Source organism: Candidatus Steffania adelgidicola, from assembly GCF_020541225.1.
GTDB classification, from domain to species: Bacteria; Pseudomonadota; Gammaproteobacteria; order Enterobacterales; family Enterobacteriaceae; genus Steffania; species Steffania adelgidicola.
In genome coordinates this window covers 42,054-61,263 of record NZ_CP045889.1, presented here as the reverse complement: position 1 = coordinate 61,263, position 19,210 = coordinate 42,054, and the positions used below count along the sequence as shown (strand labels likewise).

Sequence of the window (19,210 nt, the reverse complement as noted above, 5' to 3'; positions counted from 1 at the left end):
CCTCCCGAATACCTACCGAGGACAGATACTAGCACCTCGTCTTTGATCTAATAAGAGTGCTCTACATGCTTAAAAAGCATCACTAGTTTTTAAGCCTACAGATTACAAGCTAAAAAACCGCTGAGCTACTGGAATGAATTCCAGGTAACACTATGGGTTAAAGATGATATCGTCTATACATGAATCCCTAAAATAGTGGCTTGAGGGAAAGTTTTTCCAGATCAGATTATAAATCCAATACTAAGAATTATAAAAAATGAAGAATAGACACCTAAAATTCTACCACATCCTTTGTTTAGCAGGATTCTACTAGATCTCAAACAATGTCAACATTCTTTATACCTATCACTTAATAATAAAGTATATCCTATCGCCTCTTACCTATAAAATATAGGATTATAAAATGCATAGACATCCCCAATCACTAGTAAAACAATATGTTGAGTTATTACAGTATAGAATACTTCTCGGTATTCCAAAAGGCCGCGGAATACTACCTTCTAATAAACTGATTTGTTATAATAATAATTTAATGCATATGTCTTTATTCTTAATGAGCACATGAATCTATGCTTGAAATTAATCCGGTAAAGAACTCTATACAGGACCTTTCTGAGAGGCTCAGTCTTCTTAAGGGGTATCTTTGACTATGATCTTAAAAAAGAACGCCTTGAAGAAGTCAATGCTGAACTAGAACAATCGAGTGTCTGGAATCAGCCACAATACTTACAAGTTATTACTAAAGAACGATCCTCTCTAAACTCTATCATAACTACTATTAATTACCTTACCCAAGGGTTGAAGGATGTTAGCGATTTATTGGAACTGGCAGTAGAAGAAGATGATGAAAAAACATTCATAGACACTCAAAATGAGGTGGTAAAACTAAAAAACAAACTGAACGAACTAGAATTTCACCGTATGTTTTCTGGCGAACACGACAGTTCTGATTGTTATATAGATATTCAGGCAGGTTCAGGAGGCACAGAGGCGCAGGACTGGGCTAGTATGCTCCTTAGAATGTATTTACGCTGGGCAGAATCTCATGGTTTCATAACCGAAATTATTGAGGCATCGGAAGGAGAAGTAGCCGGTATAAAATCAGTGACTATTAAGGTGGTAGGTGCGTATGCTTACGGATGGTTACGTACTGAAACTGGTGTGCATCGATTAGTGAGAAAAAGCCCATTTGACTCTGACAGCCGACGACACACCTCATTTAGCTCCGCCTTTGTTTACCCAGAAATCAACAATGATATCAATATCGATATTAATTTAGCAGATCTTCGCATTGATGTTTACCGGGCATCTGGCGCCGGTGGACAGCACGTCAACCGGACTGAATCCGCAGTACGTATTACCCACTTACCAACTAATCTTGTTACTCAGTGTCAAAATGACCGCTCTCAACATAAAAATAAAGAACAGGCAATGAAACAGCTAAAAGCTAAGCTGTATGAATTTAAACTGCAGCAAAAGAACGCCGAAAAACAGGCTCTAGAAAATACTAAGTCTGATATTGGCTGGGGGAACCAAATTCGTTCATACGTGCTTGATAATTCTCGCATCAAGGATCTGCGAACAGGAGTGGAAACACGCAATACTCAGTCAGTATTAGATGGAGCTCTCGACAAATTTATTGAAGCTAGTTTAAAAGCGGGGCTATGAGGAATCCATATGTTTGAATCACACTCACAACAAAATATCTCTCAGGGATTAGAGTTAAATAATGAACTGCGTTCACGGCGAGAAAAACTCAGTCAATTACGCCAACAAGGTATCGCTTTCCCTAACGATTTTCGGAGAGATAATATTTCCAACCAGCTGCATTCCCACTATAGTAATAAAACTAGCGAAGAACTAAAATCGTTAAATATCGAGGTCAGTATTGCTGGACGTATGATGACCCGGCGGATTATGGGGAAAGCTTCATTCGTTACCCTACAAGACGTAGGTGGGAAAATGCAGCTGTATGTTGCTCGCGATAATCTACCTGAAGGTCAGTACAATAAACACTTTAAAACATGGGATCTTGGAGACATTCTTGGCGCACGCGGAAGATTATTCAAAACCCGTACCGGTGAGCTATCTATACACTGTAACGTAATTCGCTTGCTGACTAGAGCGATGCGACCACTTCCGGATAAATTTCATGGTCTTATTAACCAAGAAGCCCGCTATCGCCAGCGCTATCTGGATCTCATTATTAATGATAAATCTCGACAAATTTTTAAAGTACGCTCACGCATGATGGCAGAAATTCGTCGTTTTATGATAGATAACGACTTCATGGAAGTCGAAACTCCAATGATGCAAACTATTCCAGGCGGAGGCGAAGCGCGTCCATTTATCACCCATCATAATGCATTAAATATTGATCTATATTTACGTATTTCACCAGAGCTTTATCTAAAACAACTAGTAGTTGGGGGGTTTGAGCGGGTATTTGAGATAAATCGTAACTTCCGTAATGAAGGACTATCACCGCGCCATAATCCAGAATTTACCATGATGGAACTCTACATGGCCTATGCAGACTACCGTGATCTAATGGTATTGCTAGAAAATTTATTCCGCACCGTGACTCAACGAGTACTAGGCAGTAGTGTAATACATTATGGCGATCAAATATTTGACTTCGGGAAACCTTTTACCAAGATTACAATGAAGGAAGCGATCTGCTATTATAGCCCCAATATTCCACCAGAAGGACTAGATAATATTATCTCAGCAACTGCTATCGCCACATCACTAGGTATAAAAATAAAGAAAAACTGGGGGCTTGGTCGGGTACAAACCGAGATTTTTGAAGAGACGACAGAAAGCCATCTAATTCAGCCGACATTCGTTACAGCCTACCCAGCAGAAGTCTCCCCGCTCGCACGCTGCAACGACGAAAATCCATTTTTCACTGATCGTTTTGAATTTTTTATCAGTGGACGTGAAATCGGCAATGGTTTTTCAGAGCTTAACGATGCTGAAGAGCAGGCTGAACGATTTTCGGAACAGACAAAGACTAAAGAGCCTGAAGATAACCAAGCTATGTTTTATGACGAAGATTATATTACTGCGCTAAAACATGGTCTTCCTCCTACTGCTGGCTTGGGGATTGGTATTGATCGTATTATAATGTTGTTAACTAATAGTCATACTATTCGTGATGTGATTCTATTCCCAGTATTACGTCCACAAAAATAGTAGAGGATATTATTTTGTCATGATCGATATATTTACCTAAAACAAAAGTTTTCGAGGAAAATGATACACGTCACATACATTATATTTACATGTCCTGTTATAATAGGACGATACGAGATCACGTTAAGATTATATAAAAAATATCTTAAATTATCCGAGGTTTTTGTTATTATATGATTATCTAAAATTTATTAAGATTCCGTTTGTTTATTCTTTAACTATTATATAAACTCTTCTCAGTATAGTTTCATATATACTAAAAGAGCTAATGTCTCCATAAACGGGTGAATACACCTTTGAATTTAAAGGTTTTATTTAAGAACAGTAACTTACCACTTTACAATAAAGTACATAACAGTATTAACATATAAGAAAAAAATATCCTTGCATAAATTTTAAAAATCTTAACTAACTAATTAAGATAACAGACATAAGCGAATACACTAAACGTTCCTGTGTTAACTAATACCGAGAAGTTATCATTATCTTTTGTCTATGTATATGCAGTTTTAAAAACAAAAACATCACTCATTAATTTCTTAATATTCATTGATCGGCATGAGAGGATTTGAACCTCCGACCCCCGACACCCCATGACGGTGCGCTACCAGACTGCGCTACATGCCGACTCTTATAGAGTTTCTATATTACCTGTTCCTGCTATAAATACAACAGCCGATCTCAATGATCACTTTAATTTCCAATGCTTTATTAAAAATCAAATGTTTTCTATCTATAACTGAAGAATAAATTCTAGTTTTTACTAGTAGTAAGTTTTTTTAATTTTATGTAAAATTATATATTAACTTCCTATTTTTTATAGGATAAGGGTTTATGTCACCTATATTATAGCAAGCTAGGATGTGCCGATCCTGATTCATTACCTAACTAATACAGTTGTATGCATCATATAATGGATATATTTCAGCCTAATTACGTATTAGGCATGGATAATATCCTTCTTCCTTCGACGATATTTATAGCGGGAATCTGCTACGTAGACCACTTCAATATATACGAGGTTAACATCCCCATAATCCCTTTTCCTAAATATGGCGAGTATCTTCTTCAGAGTCCAATCCCAAGAGATTGGCGATTATACTGTCATCTTATCTATATGAGTACTATGATCTGGTATGTCGATTTTGTCTATCTTCTTATTAAAATCCAGCGTTTCCTTCTAAGAGTAGTTGCTAATATTTAGGTATTTCGAAAAATAGATACTGATATCGTTTTTATTACACAATATATAAACACACTAATATAAAGTGCTGATATCAACACTGCACTATGACCAATAGTAACTGATAAAGGAAATCTAGAGAAAAATCCAACAATACCCAACATTACTGCAATCCTCGATGAAGAAAAATTGAGTTGATATACATATTGAATCAAGATCTCTCTGTAAAACATTAACTAATGGAAAATAAAGTACTACTTTACATCTAACCTAGTAATGTTAAACTGCTTTCGATACTAAAACTGATAACTCTTCTTCTGAAGAGAATCCCAAACAATCACGATTAATGTTTCGCTTAAATCGAAACTTAATACGAAAAGTAGATCTTGTAAAATTTCAAGAATCCAATGCTCTCCATTTAATATTCTCTATTGTAAGCTTTGACAAAATAAAGAGTGAACTGGAAAAGTACTCAAACGTTAATCTTCGCTTGTCAAAAACGATTTTAGACAGGTTACTTACTCTCTATACCCATTAGAAAACAAATCTAAAGCTAGAGCTTGAACCGAGTTCATTAACCATTTCAAAAAATGCTATACGTCAAATAGACCGTGGCGTTCTAAAAAATGGCGCGCGGTCATTGGATAAGACAGAGGTAAATTAGCACGCTGCATAGTAATTGGGCGATAAAAATTTGCATCCGATAAAATATAAGCCATATGAGAGATACAAAAAGCGGATATAAAGAGTATAGTGACAGGTTTTCCGATCTTATAACGATTAAGACTGCGTAGTTTTTTCCAACTCCAAGTGCCAAATAAAATTTCTACTAAACATGTTAGTGGGATACCAATCAACATGAATTTCCAATCAGGAGCCAGCTCCGGCTGAGCCGGATGTGTAACTAATTGCCACACCATTGAGTTCATATGCATATGTAAACGCGTAAAAACTTCGCTATCTATTAGTAGTAGAGTTAATCCTCCCGTGGCTATAATCGCAGATAAAACACACAACAATCGCTGTGAGATTACTATAAATGTGAGGGGAAAGACAAAGAGAAGGTATAATGTAAAACCAAGAAAACTGAAGTGCCCTAACAAGCTAGTAAAAGCATATACCCGGCCAAGTAGAGAACTAGGCCAATCGGCGGCGAGTAAATAGCGAACACCTATCCCCAAGCTGAGGAGAATGTTAAAAAAGGCAAACCAGTGACCCCAGCTAATCATATCGGATACTTTATCGCGATAGCACTCACTATTTATGACCATAGTTCTGTTTTCACTTATGCTTAATACATGTCAGCAAGCTGCAACGAAACATGTAGTACTCCAATAAATAATTTTTTAGTCTATTATATAAGGAAGTTAATAAGCATTATTAACAATAATTTTTTAAATTTGTCAAAGACATATTGATTATCGCATGGTGTTCTTTCAAGACAACTTAAAAGATAATATGCAATATATTTATTAATTTATCATCGTAAATAATTACGTTATAATAATATTTATATTAGTCTGTTAAAATTAGATCCTAATCGCATTCTGCCACTTTTCTGTGTGTTTACCGCTCCTCATTCCCGTAATACTAGCACTTCTAACAGTCATGATAAATTTTAACTTCTGGCTTGATCACTGATAATCTATCAGTGATTAGACAAAAATTCTTGCTAAATATTCCTGCTCTTACATCAAGAATGTATAACTTTAAGTCGGATGTATTTATTAACTATGAGATCCAAGTTCAGAATATGAAATCTTTTCATTTAGCGTCACCTATCAGAGTAGATAATATCAATTATTATTAAATTAATTGTAAATTGAGGCACTTATCGCTCTATATGACAAAAAAGTAGAATTCCTATGCAGGGGATAGTTCAAAGAACTAGAGCATAACACCGTTTTATTAACAGGAAATATCTTTTCTAAAAAAATAGAGAGATACATCTAACAATAGTAGAATCTATGTATCTTTTAATATGTTTTATAAAGATTTTTAGTTACCATTTTATCATTAGTGAAATTAGTGTTATATTCCTCGATCGTTTATCGAGGATACGATAGATTTTTCTAGGCAACCTAACTAGCATCACTATGAAATATTTTCCATTTCTTCATAATCAGCTGATTTTTTATGCCAATATAAATAAAGCATTCTCTTAATGTAAAACACATATCATCAAAGATGCAATATAAAATCTTCAATGAAATACTAATTCATAGATCAACATAAAATTTATTCCAGAAATACTAATTAAAATCTTATGAAGCAATCTTATTTGAGACATAAGTCATACAAATCGATAAATTCAATTTTTCATTAAAAAATGAAAGGTATTATCTTATGCATAGCAATTTTTTTGAATCTTAAAAAGATAGTGTCATATATATCAATTGATTGCTAAAATCTTGTATAAATAGATTTATAGATCATTGTTAGCATAAAACGCATGGACGTAAGCAAATATAAATACAACCATTTTTCAATAAAAAAATAAAAAGTGTTATCCTTAAACACCATGAGATCTGTTCACATAGGATATGTCAAAATAATTTTGTAATCTATAAAAAGACTTCTACAACGTCATCATTTCTGTTTTAGTAAATAATTTCGGAAACATGAGAGAGATAAATCAAAACCTACCATTGAATATCGTTCAATCAGTATCCAAGACTAAACTGTATTAAAGTATATAAAATACCATATAAGAGTTAAACTTACTTAATTACAAGTAGAAATTTCTATCCCTTAACAACAAGCTTAATAGCCATCGAAGACGCTGAGTTAAAATCGCAAAATAAGTGTAGCAGATTGTTTAACGGTTTGATTTTCTACAAATAAATAAAAACCATAACATCACGTATCAACAATGTACAAAACATACCGTAGTTAGGGTACACTTTATCTTTTTATAAGACACTGTCAATAGACATTGAAATCATGAACACTGTAGATTTAAAAAATTTTATGCGAAAAAATTCGTATTTCTACTTCGTATTATATATATTCTATACTTCTTATGTATAAGAAGTAGAATTAAATTCGAATTAAGATGTAAGGCAGTAATAAATAAACATCTAAGAAACCCAAAAATCATTTAAAGATCGGAAAAATTTTTCTACGTTTTTTTTAACAACCCTCTAAATAGACGATTAACATCGTCTATAAGTAATAGAAATATCTAAAAAAATTTAACAACATCATCATTTCATTATCACACTCTGAAAACCATGCTGCTCTATTACTGGTCTAAAGTACTAAGTCGCTCTTAGCGAATCTTTTTCTTAGAGATAGAGTGTCGTATCAAATTTTACTCGATATTATATGTGGCATCGCTTGATTACTCTCAACCAGACTAATCGAGAAAATTTATATGATTATCTAGAATAGAATTCTAATAAAAAAATAAATAAAAGGCACTAGATATATATTTTAAGATAAAATAATAGTAAAATTTAATAAACAAAAATTCATTAGTTTTATGACTCAATTGATATAGATATTATCTACATCACAACTATTTAATAGAAAACTATATTTCAATATGAATACTAGAAAAATAAAAGTAAAACATATGTACTTTGATATAAATGCAAACAAATAATAAGTAATTCATTACTCACTTTTATTCATATTAATTTCAATATACTCCATGATTGAAAGAATAAATCATCATCTTAGTACTTCTCGAAATCATATAATGATATTAAATCATGTCTATTTTTTTTTGTAAAAACAACTAGTTTTCTCAAAAACCTCATAAAAATATAACAAATATGTTGAAAACATTATTCCCTGTTAATTTAACACCACATTATTCCGATATTGATATATCTACTATATGAAATATCTTTCATAAAGGCCAGACAATAAAGAGTCAACTAGTAATAGTTAAAACCCCAATCGCTTTAAAAAAACAAGTTCTCATTAAAAATACCTGAGTTGTTCACTGAAATGTGAACTCGATACACCATCCTACGCTTATTGGTGTGAGTTGTGAGTTGTGAGTATAAGAGTAACATACCTTGAAGTTATGTGGGAGAGAAGCTGCTACAATACGTAATCCTTTTTCTTCGGCAATTAAGATTGGATGAGTATTCATAAAGAACAAGATAACTACGCCTTTATTTAAAGGCTTTAAAAGATCCAGTACAGAATGTGAAGTGTCACTTAAAAAAAACTTAGCTTATTTAGATTTTTCTAACCAGTGTTTGTTTATATACCTAAAGGTATAAATTACTGTAGGCACATAGAATATGTATACTTTTATTTGAACTTTATTACAATTACTAATGATCTTAGCATACAACTCTAGAACTGTATAAACGATTTTTTATCGATGGATCATAACAACATACCAGTTATTGTTCATGTGATCATGATAAATCACAAGATTAAACGATTCCACTCCTTAGGAAAAAATATATCCATGATGCTAGTAAATACGATATTCATACAATGAGTATTGAAGAAATTCATAGTATCATTTACGATCGGTAGCGTCACTGCTATAAGATCAATGTTTGTATCCCGTTACAACCCTTTATTTTGTTACAGTACTCAAAGGATCTTAAAACCATAAAGTCTTGGTTATTACTCGATTAAAGATACTCTGCGAAATGCAAGAGCACAGCAATATTTTTTAACGATAAATAATAGGACATGCTCGATTAACGCTCCACTACCGGGTATATTACTTTTTTTACTTAAAAAATCAACGTGTTGAATTTATTATACTTGTAACTACAATCAAAAAAAATACCAGAAAACTATCTAATCTAGTAAAAACCTCTATTTCCCTTTATTATAATCGCATCTAAATATATGACATTTAACCCGTTTAATAATTACAATATATCCCTCTTAAGAAGAGGGTGATTTATGGAGCATCATACTGCTTATATCTATAAAAATCCGAGAGCAAACACTGTCTAACATTAATATCTCAAAAAGAATTGCTATAAGATTTAAAGCATGTCTTCACTGATTTCAGTATCTCAAAAATCATCGTCATCCGCTATAAAAACTTTGGCTTACGCCTAGATTAAAATAAACATCGAAATTTTATTTAACGGATATTTATTTTTATATTTTTTCCTTCGACTAATTAATACTGCATTAAGTTAAAATTTCGTCATATATAAGTCAATCTTTAAGAAAATACTTTTCTTGTTGAAGAAGAACATTCTTCGAGCATTGTGAAAAGAAATAATTAGAAAAAATTTTTTCGATAGGAACTCATATAACCCTAACATATTAATTCATAGTAACAGATATTATTATCAATAATCATATTACACAAGATCCCTTATTGATAAGCTTTTGTCTCTGATAAATGTTTTAATACTTAAAATGTATAGACTATTTTTCTAATATAGCATTAACTTCCCAAGAATAAGAGATTTCAATAAATTAATTATTTTCAATAAAAATAATAAAACTTCAGGATGTTTTTAGCAACCATTCTAATATGTTTTGTGTTTTTAAATTTTTATCAATGAATGTTTCATTCTCGTATGTTTTATTACTGTTCATCTATATGTTTTTTAAACAATATATTTTTATATGAAAGCTACTTTTCTGTTTCTCATAATCTAAAACCTTCTGTTTTCTATCTAGCAGATCTCTTTATTATTAAGCTGAATTAGCTAATTTATATACAAGCATATCATTGTAATTCATTAGTAGAGAGACGCCGAGTCAAGAAAATAATATAATGAGATGACTTAGGAAAAGGAAGATTGATTTCAATAAAATTTTATTTTTTCAATCTGTATGCTGTGATTAACATCAATTTTCTTTACTATACAAATTACTGTATCAGTAACAGGGGATAAAAATTTAAATACAGTTCTATTTATAGAGAGAACTGTATTTTCTCATTAGATATCAAGTGAATCTGTATATAAAAACAACGCATTAAAATCCACCACCCCCTAAAGAATTAAAAAAATAGATAACAGAGCTGGAAATCGTCGTTCTCTATAAAAATTAAAGGATAAAAAATTACCTAAATATAAAATTAGCATAATAATGAGACCACTTATAAAATCAATGCACTCTAACATTTAGAACATAGATAAAAAATCAAATAAATACATCACGCTATTTTTATAGCGCTCTTGGTTAGTTTTTCTATATGTTAGCTTATTTAAAATAAGCCGTAATTTTTTTAACAACAGTTGCTCTTAAATACGGTCAAATCCTGGTCTCGATAAATGACGGGGCTAAGAGGAATGACACCGCTATACCCCCCGCTTCTTAGCAGAACGTTGCTATACTAAGAATAATATTAGAATATATAAGTCATACCTAACGCAATAATATTGTCAGTGGAGATTTTTGCCTTATGAATAAAGTCACCCTTAGCTAAAAGATTAACGCGATAATTAACGAAACTTAATATATTTTTATTTAAATTATATGAAGCTCCTACCGCAATATATTTTTTGATATTCTGGGTTTTTCCTTCATTATTATCGGAAATTTGAGACTGCAAATATCCAACGGAAGGACGAAAACCAAAATCAAATTGATATTGTGCAACCACTTCAAGATTCTTTAATTTTTCAGCAAACCCGTAAATCTGTTCGCCGTTTTTATTACCGGAGAAATCACCATAAGGTGTCATATGTTTAGTTTCACTATACAACGCTGCTAGGTACAGATTATAAGCATCATATTTTAAACCAAAAGAATAAGCTTCAGCTTTTTGATTAGGATCAGACGAGATAGTCAGCGTACGCTGAGCGAGCGTACGATTACTGCTGGTATACGCGGAACTAATAGAAAGACCGTTGTTCAAATTATAGGTAAGAGCCAGACCGTATCCATCGCCATTTGCCTTCCGTGACAATTGGCGGATTTTATCTTTATCAACTTTGCTATCACTGTTACCTTGATATTGTAGTGCAAAATTAAAACCATCAAGCATTCCAAAGAAATCACTATTACGATATGTGAAGACCCCATTGGCCTGGCTGCTAAGGAAATTATCATTAATACTAGTATCACCACCAAATTCCGGCATAATATAAGTCCATCTACCTATATCATATAAGACACCAAAATTTCGACCATAATCAATACTACCTAGATCGCCCAGTTTAAAACCAACAAAACCCAGGCGGGAAAAGTGATTGCTCCTTTCTTCTTTTGGAGAGGAGGTTAGTTTAACTTCTTGCTCAAACGTACCAAAACCGATAAGGTTCTCACCAAATTGCGTTTCCCCCCGAAGGCCATAACAAACGAAAGAACCATCACCATTTTTATCTTCGTCAGCAGAGATATAACGAATACCGTTGAGTTCGCCGTATAGATCCAATCGATTACTATCTGTATGATAAACTTCGGCAGCTCCTGTACTACCGACCATAACCATAGCCGAAACAAGCACAGATAGAGACTGTAACTTCATGTTAATACCCTCTATATTTATTATATTTCTCAACTAATAACCAAACATTCACCCAAACATTTACATAGATTTCAATAGAAACGAGTGTTTAACAAATCTTAATATCATTGATAGTTAGATCGGACAATAAACTGACGGAAAAATCATATTAGATGAATTTTTATCTTGCAAGCTATTGCTTGTTACTACTAACTAACACGCATGAGAATACTGGAAATACAACAATATTTTCAGAGCTGATCAAGAACCACAATAAATAAAAAGATTTAAATAATATCTTAAAAAGAATACATCTCATATCAAATGCTATGAAATCATCTCAAACAAAAAAACACAAGAGAAATCAATAACACTAAAGCACTTGAGAGACATTCTCGTTCTATGAGAATCACTAAAGTAATGTTATACTAATGTTTTTATAAATTCTGATATCCATTTACTATTTTCAATTCCTTGTTACCATATATATCCTTTTCCTTAATGTGATTTATGACAATAATGAATAAAAATTCATACATGAATCTACTTTAGCTCATATTACATTTTTATTATTTATTGATGAATATCCCTGGCAATCTCGCTTCCACACACAATGTCTTTTCGCTCATCAATCCAAATTTATAAAAATTGTATGCGAATCTCATTCCCTACCTTACCGTACCTTACCTATATCAGACTTGATTTCGATTGTCCTAAAAAAAGGGGTAGATTTTGAAAAAATAGGAAACATGAATTGAAATTATAGTATAAAACACTTACAAATTACTGCATTAATTATCTGATATAAGATATCAAATATCTTGTAGAATACTTAATAAATATTATTAAACCACTTTCTCGTAAATATAGTTCTATAAAACTTATAATTTTTATCTGTACCTCTACACTAGGTAGAACTTGATATCCGGAAATTTTCTGATAGGTATTCATGGATACTTCCAGAAAGTGTTAACCAGATTCATTCTCTCAAAACATTAGCAATTTACTACGTGAACTCACTGTGCATCCCTTAAATATAGCTTATGAGAGAATACGCATATAAAAATTTATTATATCAGTACTTATAAGATTAAAGATGAATTTGAGTATATCACCATTTTACTCGTAGTACGTTACAATAAGACTACTGAAAATTATACCTATAATTAGTTAAAAAGAAACCATACTTTTTTTCTAAAAAAGATGCTTTTCCCTTCAGGAAGGCAAAGGCATCGACTGTTGAATACTTGGTTTACTGTCTCTAATTAAACGTTTCCATGCTTTTCAACACTTTTTACTTGATGGTCTAATTGTTCTTAAGGACTCATCTTTACATAAAGATGATCCTAAAACTTTATACAAGTTCCGCATACTCACCATGGTATGAAGTTATCGGTAAAAAATGATTAACAATGTTTGATTCTTTTTCTAACCTGTTAGAGACATCTAGTTAATTAATTTCCAGAAAAAAACCGCTTTTAATCAAGAAACCGAGGAAATACTGGAAAATTTTTAGCGAGAGATAGAATAGTGATTATTGAGAAGTGACATCTCTTTATTGCTATATCTACGATATCAAATCTAGTTAATATACGAGAACTCCCAGTTTCTCAGGAAACTATCTCCTTCTCCCTTTTTTGTTCCGTTAAATGTTAAGCTAAAAACCGCCCCTTTAAGACATCGTATACTTTTAACAATCGCTGATTGCGCCAATAATAACACCATCTCTAATAGAGATAGTTTTCCTCTTACTAATCATGCAGTTCTCCCTTACTCGGTAAGTTTTATAGCACTTGAAAACAACTTTAATTCAAGCACATATAGCACCAAAGATCACTTTCAGCATTAAGTCATAAGTATGATTATATTTATATACATACAATAACACGAAATTTATTAGAATTTATAGTGTCTATAGTATCAGTCTATCCAACTAGCCATCATCACCCCGAGAGAAAAGGTATCATCAGTACTTTCCTGACACAATAATCTTACCTAATTACCTAATAACCTAATAACCTAATAACCTAATTACCTAATTACCTAATTACCTATTTCCTAGAGAGTTATAACATGTTAGTCCTTATCAATTTGACTTCGCACAACACCTTGCTGATCGTGGTATTTGGCACTCTCGCGTCGATTATAAGGACGAGCCGCAGAACCACTAAGGGGTTCAAAGCTTAACGCAGCAATCAACATACCAGGACGGAGCGCTAGAGGTAACTTACCTGAATTATAGAATTCCAATACGATTCTACCCTGCCAGCCAGGATCAATCCGGTGAGCAGTAACGTGAACCATTAAACCAAGACGTGCAAGCGAGGAACGTCCATCAAGCCATCCCACTACATAATCAGGCAATGTGACGGATTCAAGGGTGACCGCTAACGCTAGCTCTCCAGGATGGAGGAAAAACGCTTCCCCCTCCGCTAACTGGATTTCATCGCTCATTACGCGCTCTAACGCGGTAGTAACGTCATTTTTTAACCCGCTAAGATCAATATAAGCAGCAGTATGCCCTTGAAAGACTCGAAACTGATTACCTAGTCTCACATCAACCGTCGCTCCGTTAATTCTTTCTATCGATGGGCGCGGTGAGATAGTTAGACGGCCTGTATCTAACCAATTCTCAATATCAGAGTCGCATAGTCTCATCGCGTTTCTCTCCATAAAATCTTGTATATCTAATGATAAATATATTGACACTGACTAGTGAGTTCTTAACTGCTACACGAGAATGATTTTAAAAAATCATAGTATATTCATACTTATCAGTATATAAGTAAGAACGATACTTTAACTATATGCTGTTTATTATACACTGACTTGTATACTACATGATGTAGTGATATTATCACTTACCATGATCTTGCATTGTAAAGGTGATTATCGAAATCAAGTGTTTATCAAAGGCCAACTCTACATATTCACTACATTTAGATTTAAGATACGCATAAAGAAATATAAGTAAAAAGTCAAAAAATAGATATCTATTTCGAAACATATTTCTTATACACCAATCTGTATTTTGAAATCAAAATTAAATTTCTTAGTTATGTTTTTTTAATTACACATGATAAATTTATCCACACCAGTTTCTTAAAACTGCTATAGTGAAGGCGAACATTTATCAATTGGTTGCTTATACTACAATAGTAGTAATTTTTAAGATTAAAATTAATTTTGGATAATTCTTTAGAATTGTATCATTTTTAGATGAAGATTTAAACATCTCTATATACATCAGAGCATATCCATACAATATTCAGAATAGCTAGTATATTTTATCATTTTCAGTGAACTCTTTTCTTGATTTTTTAAAAATCATGTTTTTTTGTAAAACACACTTATGATCTCTAGAAGGTCTACTCGACCATACCAGTAAATACTTAAATCTTGATATATCTCGATCAGAGTAAATTACTGTTTAGCTAAAAAACTAAATGCAGATTTGCTATAAAATAAAGAAGAAAACATTACAAGATGAGCGTATAGCGTTTATACTGCTACTACCACCCCGATTATACGTAATAAATTTAACTGTGATCCATACATACTGCTTATAATTATCAGGATGTATTTCAATAGACATCTTTTTTCTTTCTTCTAATATGAGATTAAAAACAATACTTAAACTCTTACTAGGTTTTATAAATGGAAATCACATTTCTATTTATAGAATAAATACTATATTTCCGTATAGTAGACGACTATATCGATACACTGCTGTCTAAAACTCTTCACTAGAAGAATAATATATCAATTATTCCTTATATATTCATATCATCGCTATATAAGATATATATCTTTCGGATATAAACTTAATCCAAGAGAATATTTTAAATTAAAGCTCTATATGCAATTTTTCTAATATAGAGATCCTTTCTTGGCATATGACTCTGGTTAAAAACCGTTTCGTAAATTCTTGGTGAATATCTATGAGTACTAATCCCATATCCACGAAAAATGATCAGTAACTTTCGAGAAAAAATCCGTATATATCGTTTTTTATTATCTAATAACTCAATCAAATCTATCGGGGTAAGTAATCTATACAGTGATGTTTAGTAATTTTACTGAATACTTCATCATGTACACACGGGAAACCTGGCTGCTAACTTTAAAATAATTGATGCGTTTTTGTAATTTTCTTTCTGATTGATTGGAGGTTATTTTTACGATTTTCCTGTTTTACTAACCTTCTAAGCCTGCTTTATTATTTAATGAAATTATTGATATGCAGATAAGCATGATAGGAACTTCTTGAAATAGATAAAGTATTGAGTACACCCACCAAATAGCCCTATCTAAATAGGACCGTGGTGCCGTTTACACCGCGCTATAATTTTATAAAAAATTTTCTTAGAGATTCTACAATTTTTTAAAGATATAAAAAATTATGACTGGACTTAGAATTTTGATTCTAATTGTTTATATCATTCTTTTGAGTTTAAAGAGAAATTATCTTTGCATTTTTCTGTAAACTATTTCTACCATTTACCATCTTTTATGAAAACTGGTTTGGCACACAACTCGCCCTCCTGGTTCTCAAAAACTTCGTGTTTATAAAAGAAGAGAAAATATTTGGCATTTTTAAAAAATGCTATTTGAGCCTCTTAAAAAACATCTTACTCAATTATAGATCCCAAGTCATCTTAAAGTTAACAGCACGCACTAGCACGCCTTTTAGTAAAAATGACGCATCTTTTTAAGATGGCAGTATCTTAAATAAACGTGTTGTACGTTACAAGAATTTTCATCTCTATTCAATTAGGACACATGCTTTTTATTTCATTTTCTTAAATTTAAAATCACGATTTCTTCTAAATATCTAACGGATCAGGTATCTGTACTATTACTAAATAGTAGACTAAAAAATATATTCCAATATTTACACTCCATTCTATGATTCAATCGTTTTTATATTTATCTTATGCGATTAATTATCTTAATAGAAACTTGTTATTACAGATTAGAAGCATAATTCTACGCTTAAATTTATTTACCGGATTTTTTTTAAAATGCCTAAAATAATATTTTTTTGATAATGGTTATGAACATATCGTTCGATTCATAATCCTCTATTATTAATTGTTATTTTATTTTCTTTTTAGTATTAGATAGCGTAAGAATAGATATACCCATGAATAGCGTTCTATGAAAGGAAGAATACTGTATAAATGCTTCATGTTAGTTTTCAAACTAAGACTGTGCTTCATTATTTAATCAATTACACTTATAGAATATTTCATTATCAGTATCTGATAATGAAGTTGGTCTCTTCATAGCATAAAGGAAAAATTGTTTTAGATAGCATAGAGATGAATTTCTCTGCCCATAAAGTCTTTAAAATCCGATAAGAGTGTGAGTTCTTATATTAAAATTTATTTAATACTATTAAATAAATCTCAAGTAACCTTTTACGTAATTATGATATGGATACTTTATAAAGTTAATTAGACTCAGTAGTTATATAGTGAATCTCCAGAATAGAGATAAATATCACTTGGACTTGTCTAACACTCAACATCTTTCTGATAAATCCGCCTATTTTTTAAAATTAGCCACTATGAAAGATAAGATAATTATCTGGTACAATATCGAAGATCGCGATCAATCCATCTTATATTTCAACTTTTTTGTTAACTTAATCGCCATTTTTTTATCTTTATTTGATACTGTTATGGGGGATGCACCATTGCATCCGATAATACAGGAGAGCCACACTGTGTTTCAAAATGTGGATGCGTATGCAGGAGATCCCATCCTGACGCTCATGGAAACCTATCAACAAGATTCACGCCTTGACAGGGTTAATTTAAGCATCGGTCTTTATTATAACGAACAGGCGATTATTCCACAATTACAAGCGGTAACCGCAGCAAAAACTATGCTACGTGCTAATCCAATACCATGCTCACTCTCTTATCTGCCAATGGAAGGGTTATCCACTTACCGCAGTGCAACTCAGGCATTGCTCTTTGGGGACGACCATCCAATGCGAAATACGCTTCGAATCGCCACAATTCAAACCCTGGGTGGATCGGGAGCATTAAAAATTGGCGCTGATTTTCTTAAACATTACTTCCCGGATTCCACAGTCTGGGTAAGCGACCCCACCTGGGAAAACCATCTGGGTATTTTTTCAGGCGCCGGATTTCAGGTTAATCGTTATCCTTATTTCGATAGTAAAAAACTAGGTGTCAATTTCAGTGCAATGCTCGATTGTTTTAAGCAATTACCACCATATAGCATCGTGCTGTTACATCCGTGCTGTCATAACCCAACTGGTTCTGATCTCATCCGCGCTGAATGGAATCAGATCAATACGGTAATAGCAGAACGCCAACTCATTCCTTTTCTAGATATTGCCTATCAGGGATTTGGGGCGGGAATAGACGAAGATGCCTATGTAGTACGCGACATGGCGCGTTTAGGTCTTCCGTGCCTTATAAGTCATTCTTTTTCAAAGATTTTCTCTCTTTATAATGAACGAGTAGGTGAATTATCGATCGTATGTGATAGCGCAAGTGAAACCGAGCGTGTATTGGGTCAGCTAAAGGCGACCGTTCGGCGAAATTACTCCAGTCCACCAAATTTTGGTGCTCAAATCGTAGCGCAGGTCTTAAATGAACCGAAATTAAATGCCTTATGGAGAGAGGAAGTGGCTGCAATGCGAGAACGTATTGTAGAAATGCGTAAAAGATTAATAGAGGCATTAAAAATCGCGCTACCCACACATCACTTTGACTATTTACTGCATCAGCGAGGTATGTTTAGTTATACTGGATTTACTCCAGCACAAGTAATACATCTACGCAAAACCTTCGGAGTATACTTGATTGAGAGCGGCAGGATGTGTCTGGCTGGCCTAAATACTACTAATATTAGCAAAGTGGCAAAAGCCTTTGCAGCCGTCCAAAATTCGGACTTAAAAATTAACGATACTTAGCAATGAAAATATTCTTCACTTAGTAATCAGTGTTGCATGAAAAACAACACTATATAAATAATACACGGTGACCCCGGTTATTCCACATCCAGCACCTAACAGACACAAGACTGGCAGGAAGTTTTTGAGGAGTGATAGACGGTCCCCGCTTTAAAATCGGGGACAACGTATGATCTTAAATATTCATGTCAACAAGTAGATACAAAGATTGTATCGGGGTATACAAACGATATTATTCAATTTAAATCGCACCATCCATACCGAGTAGTAACTCTCTTTTCGAAACGGATATCTCTTTTTAACTTTCGCATATACTTAATATGTTATATCCAGTGACAAGAATAAAAATACCGTTACTCGTGTATTAATACTTACTGTTTTAAACAGGTTATACGACAGTTTTCCTACGGAAAACACTTCTTTATTTTAACATGTATCTACATTATTATAAATGCTTATTCAACAACTACGCAGT

The 19,210-nt window shown here is 32.7% G+C and carries 5 protein-coding genes, 1 tRNA gene and 1 pseudogene; 3 read left to right on the top strand and 4 right to left on the bottom strand.

What is annotated here, in order from left to right; translation table 11 throughout:
• The first annotated feature begins 569 nt into the window (after positions 1-569).
• Positions 570-1,668, top strand: a protein-coding gene (gene prfB / locus GFK82_RS00165; RefSeq protein WP_226810940.1) for a peptide chain release factor 2 whose coding sequence is annotated in 2 segments (ribosomal slippage) — positions 570-644 and positions 646-1,668 — 1,098 coding nt in all. Because the reading frame shifts where the segments join, the coding sequence is not laid out codon by codon here.
• Positions 1,669-1,677: 9 nt separating this feature from the next.
• Entirely contained in the window at positions 1,678-3,198 is a 1,521-nt protein-coding gene (lysS, locus tag GFK82_RS00160; protein WP_226810939.1) for a lysine--tRNA ligase, read from the top strand.
• A 553-nt stretch (positions 3,199-3,751) separates the two neighbouring features.
• On the opposite strand, the gene GFK82_RS00155 is transcribed toward lysS, so the two are convergent.
• From GFK82_RS00155 to dcd, 4 genes and pseudogenes are all read right to left on the bottom strand, one after another.
• A tRNA-Pro gene (locus GFK82_RS00155) sits at positions 3,752-3,825 on the bottom strand.
• 1,155 nt (positions 3,826-4,980) lie between these two features.
• A pseudogene (locus tag GFK82_RS00150) lies at positions 4,981-5,652 on the bottom strand (DUF3413 domain-containing protein); the annotation flags it as partial.
• A 5,024-nt stretch (positions 5,653-10,676) separates the two neighbouring features.
• Positions 10,677-11,801 (bottom strand): porin, encoded by a 1,125-nt coding sequence (locus GFK82_RS00145; protein WP_226810938.1) that lies wholly within the window; start codon positions 11,799-11,801, stop codon positions 10,677-10,679.
• A 2,055-nt stretch (positions 11,802-13,856) separates the two neighbouring features.
• Positions 13,857-14,438 carry a dCTP deaminase gene (dcd, locus tag GFK82_RS00140; RefSeq protein ID WP_226811311.1) on the bottom strand — a complete coding sequence of 194 codons (582 nt, stop codon included), beginning with the start codon at positions 14,436-14,438 and terminating at the stop codon, positions 13,857-13,859.
• 3,073 nt (positions 14,439-17,511) lie between these two features.
• On the opposite strand from dcd, the gene GFK82_RS00135 reads away from it, so the two are divergent.
• Positions 17,512-18,735: an amino acid aminotransferase gene (locus GFK82_RS00135; RefSeq protein ID WP_226811310.1), complete on the top strand. Its 1,224-nt coding sequence runs from the start codon at positions 17,512-17,514 to the stop codon at positions 18,733-18,735.
• Positions 18,736-19,210: the final 475 nt, after the last annotated feature.

Bases quoted from the DNA above. Each gene is read 5' to 3' on its own strand.
- lysS (WP_226810939.1), top strand. From the start codon at position 1,678: ATGTTTGAATCACACTCACAACAAAATATCTCTCAGGGATTAGAGTTA.
- GFK82_RS00145 (WP_226810938.1), bottom strand. From the start codon at position 11,801: ATGAAGTTACAGTCTCTATCTGTGCTTGTTTCGGCTATGGTTATGGTC.
- dcd (WP_226811311.1), bottom strand. From the start codon at position 14,438: ATGAGACTATGCGACTCTGATATTGAGAATTGGTTAGATACAGGCCGT.